Source organism: Paenibacillus forsythiae T98 (assembly GCF_000520735.1).
Taxonomy (GTDB): Bacteria; Bacillota; Bacilli; order Paenibacillales; family Paenibacillaceae; genus Paenibacillus_AQ; species Paenibacillus_AQ forsythiae.
Window position 1 is genome coordinate 1 of record NZ_ASSC01000774.1, and the last position, 4,704, is coordinate 4,704.

A 4,704-nucleotide genomic window follows, 5' to 3' on the forward strand; every position below is an offset into this window, starting at 1 on the left:
CTGCGCTCGGCGGCGCTCATCAATGAACGCCGCGAGAAGAACACCGTCTACTTCAAGCTGAACCCGGAATTTATCCGGAAGGGCGGAGAGGCGTCGCTGCAGTTTATTTTTGACAAGGGAGTGAGTGAAATGGAAGAGGAAAGCAAGGAACAGAGGCTGAAGGAGTCGGTGCTCCGCAATTTCTTCGCCAAGGATGGTCGCCTGCGGCAAATTCCGGCGCAGTACAAGAAGAAGCTGATTGCCCTCCAGCATATGGCCGAGCAGCTGAAGCCGGGCGTTGTCTACAGCGAGAAGGAAATGAACAATTTTATCAAGCAGTACCATGAAGATTACGCCACGATCCGCCGCGAGTTTATTATGCATCAGTTTATGTACAGGGAAAATGACCACTATGAGCTGAATCCCCGGGAAATGTGGACGAACTGGGAAACTGTCAAATAAATTTCTTATTATTCGCACATTTCTGTGACGGTTCAATTTTGAATTGATTAAAATTTGCGGAATGAATTAAAATGGAATTGTAAGCGTTATCTATGGCAACCCAGAAAGGAGTCTTTCGAAATGCTTTTTAAAAAGTTTAAGAAAGAAGCCGTCCCCCGCCAAGTTACCGTAACCTTGCAGGAAGTCAAACAGGCTGTGCGGCAATTCGAAAAGGATATGCCCGCCAAAATCAACCGCACCGTCCTGATGAAGAATGACCAAAGCCTTGATCTGTCCCGGCTGGCCCGGTATTTGGGCGGAAGATCCGAGCAGAAGTTCTATATGTCGAGAGAAACGTTCGAAATCTTCGAGGAAACGGATAAAGAAATCCCCTATTTTCTCGATATGGTGCAGTCGGCGGTGGACAGCTATATCAGCGATACGGGCAAGCTGCCCCTGATTGAAGAGGCGGAGCTTCCCGAGGTTCACTATCATTTGCTGGCGAGCCAGAGGTATCTGAAGGAAATGCCGCCTTTTCCGCTGTATATTACCGAGGATGAATTGATGCTGACCCACCGCCCGGAGCATTTTGACTAAGTGATGCCGCATCACCCTCCAGCCGGGTCTTGAACGGTCAGGATGTCCAATGCTCCAGCAGCCGCTCCAGCCGCTGTTTCGATTCCGTGTCGCTTGCCAGGTGGATGGTGATCGTCGCATTCGACAGCTCTTCTGCTTGAAAGGAAAGATAGCTCAGGCGAATGTCGCCGGCGACGGGATGATGGATCAGCTTCTTGCCTTCAGGCGTTCCCGCAATGGTCTGTTCATTCCACCAATCCGCAAATTGTTCGCTGTGCCTGCACAGCTCCTGAATCAATTCCGTCCGTTCCGGGTTCTCGGGCAACTGGCTGTGGGCCAATCTCAGTTGACTTACCCGCAGCTTGGCATGTCCTTCCCAGTTGTCCAGCAGTTGCTGCATATACGGGTCCATGAACGAGCGCCAGATCGAGTTGCGCTGCAGCCGGGTCATTGCGGAGTAATCTCCGAATACCGCCAGAGCGGCCCGATTCCAGGCGATGATATTCCACTCATGGTCGGAAATATAGGCGGGATAAGGATTTTGCAAATCCAGAAACTGCTGCATCCCGGAGCTGATCTTGAATGAACCGGGCGTTTCATCGGGCAGCCGCTGCGCCGCCAGTGTATATAAATACTCGCGTTCCTTTCGGTTGAGCTGAAGCGCATGGCTTAATGCCAGCAATACCTCGGCGGAAGGGCGCACGGGCCTGCCCTGTTCCAGCCGGACATACCAGTCACTGCTTACACCCGCCAATTCCGCCACTTCCTCACGGCGGAGTCCCTCTACCCGCCGCCTGTTTCCAGAGGGCAGACCCACCTCCTCCGGCGTAAGCGAAGCTCGTTTTTTTCTTAAAAATAGTCCGAGTTCCTGATGTTTGTCTTGAGTCACGACGGCCTAGCCAGCCCCTTTCCCTTAGCATAGGATCACGCGTCCTAGGATCATGCGTCTCTTCACGCCATACAGAGCTGATTATACACTGTATCGTATCAAGAAGAGAGGATGATCCGTCATGGAATCCACGGTTAAGTTAAAGGCGTTTCCCGTCACTCTGCAATGGCTGCTTACCGCGATATGCGCGCTGGCCGTTGCCAATCTGTATTATGATCAGGTTCTGCTGTCGGATATCGCCCGAAGCTTTCATGCTGATCAGAGTGTATCAGGTCTGCCGTTTACGATGATGCAGATTGGTTACACGTTCGGCTTGTTCTTTATCGTTCCGCTGGGCGACCGGTTGGACAGACGAAAGCTGATCGTTGCCAGCCTGCTGTTGTCGGCGTTGTGGCTGGTTGTCATGACAATTGCGCCATCGTTCACCCTTCTGCTCGTTGCCGCGCTCTTCCTTGGGCTCTGCACGGTTGCGGCGCAGCTCATTATTCCGTATGTTTCTTCAAACATGGCTTCGGACAAAAAAGGGGCCGTTACCGGCCGGCTGCTGACCGGCGTCTTTATCGGCGTGCTCGTTGGCCGTGTGGCCGGGGGATGGATCGGACAGATGTCCGATTGGCGGACCGTACACTGGCTTGCGGCAGCGGTTTTAACGTTGTGTGCCGGGTACGTGTATATGAAACTGCCGGAGGATTCGGCCAGGAAGCAAGACTCTTACGCCCAAATCATGCGGTCCATGCTTCCTCTGCTGAAGAAGGAGCCGGTGCTGAGAGAAACGGTATTTTTCGGCGCGGCCGCCTTTGCCGCCTTCAATGTCTTTTGGGTCCCCCTTTCCTTTATCCTGAGCGGCGCGCCCTATCATTTCGGGAACGGAATTTCCGGGTCCTTCGGCGTAATCGGGATTGCGGGCGCCTTGGCGGCGGGTTTCGCGGGACGGCTGTCGGACGGCATTCATGCTCGCGGGTGGAATGTGGCTGCGCTGCTGACGATGGTGTTCTCTTTTATATTATTAGGCCTCGGCTGGTATCATTTGTCTGTGCTCATAGCCGTTACCTTTGTCCTTGACGTAGGCTCCCGGATGAATATGACTTTGAACCAGGGACGCTTGAGCCGCCTGAATCCGGGGCAGCATAGCCGTCTGAATTCACTCTATATGGTCGGGTACTATCTTGGAGGCTCCTTCGGCTCTTGGGCGGGCAGCACGGCTTATCATTACGGGCAGGTGAGCGGCATGATTGCTGCCGGATGCCTGCTGCTGAGCTTGCCGGTTGTTTATTTTCTTGCCAGTCTGAGGAACCCGGTCCATGTACGTGAGTATGCACACAAGTAGGAGAACGGCCCCGGTTTCTTTTTGTCCGAGTGGTCTTTTCACAGAGTAAAGCGCCATAGTACAATGATTCCTGACAGCCCGTTTACGGGCAATGACGCATATGAAGGACAAGGGGAATCAGTATGGAAACGGTACAGGCTTTGCTGTTTGATCTTGACAATACGCTTATGGACAGAGATCACACCTTTCGAAGCTTCAGCACGCAGTTCGTCTCGCATTTTCTAGGCTATCTGGAACCGGCGCGGCAACTGGAAATTGTGGAAGATATCATTATCCGGGACGCCGACGGATATCGGGACAAGGATGGCTTTTTCAGAGAGCTGAGCGACGTTCTGCCCTGGCGGGAATCCGTGTCTGCGGAGGAAATCCGCGCCTACTACGACCTGAATTATTCCGGTCACGGCGCGCTGATGAAGCATGCGGTGGAGTCGCTCGGTTATCTTCGGGAGCGCGGCTACGTGATGGGGCTGTTAACGAACGGAAAAAGCGATATACAGAACGCAAAAATCGATTTGCTCGGGCTTCGCGGCCATTTCAAGAGCATTGTCATTTCCGGCGAAGCCGGAATCAGCAAGCCGGACCCGGCCATTTACCGCCTGGCGCTGGACAGGCTGGGATACGGCCCGGATGAGACCGTGTTCATCGGGGATCATCCCGTCAACGATATTTGGGGAGCGGGACGCGCCGGGCTTCGCGGCATTTGGCTGCGGCGCAATCATCCGTGGGATGACAAGCTGGATATGCAGCCCTGGAAGACGATTGATGAGCTTCACGAACTGCGGAGCATTTTGTAAAAGGGCGGAACCAAGGGTTGACAGAGGGCTGTCCTCCCGTTTATGATGGCACCATATATTACCGGAAGGAGAGGATGTATTATGACAGTTTATACGGCTTGGGTCTTGTCGGTTGTTACTGCTCAGGATACGTGTCTTCCGGGAACAGGCTGCGGGCGTGGCATAGACGCCGCAGCGTAAGCGCGCACTTGTACAGGGTTTAAGCGCCGCCGGGGACCGTATCGGTTCCGGCGGCTTTTTTGCGTATGTTGAGATCAGACTTCTCTTAAGTCTTATCTCGGCATACGCAGGTGTGCAGCGGCGGTTAGGTGTCCATAGGACACCGCCGCTGCGCGCACAGGTCAAGCAGGCCAATCCGTCTCTTTAGCAAAGAGACCATGGCCTGTTCCCGCCCGCCGGAACCTGAATGTTCCGGCGGGCTTTTTTGCGCCCAAAAACACAATTTCAGGGCAAGCGGCGCGCTACCCGGAAGAAGCAAATGAAGGATTCTGCAAGAAGAAAAAATTAACTAATGGAGGTATCGCATGACGATACAGCAATACGGATGGAATGAATATTGGATCAATCAATGGAGCGTCATGGCACGGCAAGAGACGGATCAAGAGGGACTTGTTCCCGGCCGGGTTGTCGGGGATTTCGGCAGCAAGTACCGGATCATGACGGATGCCGGAGAACGGTGGGGAGAGCTGTCGGGCAGG

5 protein-coding genes are annotated in these 4,704 nt (G+C 53.8%); 4 read left to right on the plus strand and 1 reads right to left on the minus strand.

The features are described 5' to 3' along the window. Positions 1-441: DUF2087 domain-containing protein (locus tag L692_RS0123520; protein ID WP_025702399.1), on the plus strand; the 441-nt coding region annotated here is incomplete at its 5' end. Between the two features lie 120 nt (positions 442-561). Further along, a complete protein-coding gene (locus L692_RS0123525; protein WP_025702400.1) occupies positions 562-1,017 on the plus strand; it encodes a DUF3939 domain-containing protein in 456 nt (151 codons plus the stop codon). Positions 1,018-1,054: 37 nt separating this feature from the next. On the opposite strand, the gene L692_RS0123530 is transcribed toward L692_RS0123525, so the two are convergent. Continuing rightward, positions 1,055-1,885 (minus strand): helix-turn-helix transcriptional regulator, encoded by an 831-nt coding sequence (locus tag L692_RS0123530; protein WP_025702401.1) that lies wholly within the window; start codon positions 1,883-1,885, stop codon positions 1,055-1,057. A 121-nt stretch (positions 1,886-2,006) separates the two neighbouring features. Between L692_RS0123530 and L692_RS0123535 the strand changes: the two genes are divergently transcribed. After that, positions 2,007-3,212, plus strand: a complete 1,206-nt coding sequence (locus L692_RS0123535; RefSeq protein WP_025702402.1) for an MFS transporter — start codon at positions 2,007-2,009, stop codon at positions 3,210-3,212. A 122-nt stretch (positions 3,213-3,334) separates the two neighbouring features. Next, positions 3,335-4,006: an HAD family hydrolase gene (locus L692_RS0123540; protein ID WP_025702403.1), complete on the plus strand. Its 672-nt coding sequence runs from the start codon at positions 3,335-3,337 to the stop codon at positions 4,004-4,006. The last annotated feature ends 698 nt before the right edge of the window (positions 4,007-4,704 follow it).

What these genes read in the sequence shown, in the direction of transcription:
- L692_RS0123540 (WP_025702403.1), top strand. Translation starts at nt 3,335, where the DNA reads ATGGAAACGGTACAGGCTTTGCTGTTTGATCTTGACAATACGCTTATG.
- L692_RS0123525 (WP_025702400.1), top strand. Translation starts at nt 562, where the DNA reads ATGCTTTTTAAAAAGTTTAAGAAAGAAGCCGTCCCCCGCCAAGTTACC.
- L692_RS0123535 (WP_025702402.1), top strand. Translation starts at nt 2,007, where the DNA reads ATGGAATCCACGGTTAAGTTAAAGGCGTTTCCCGTCACTCTGCAATGG.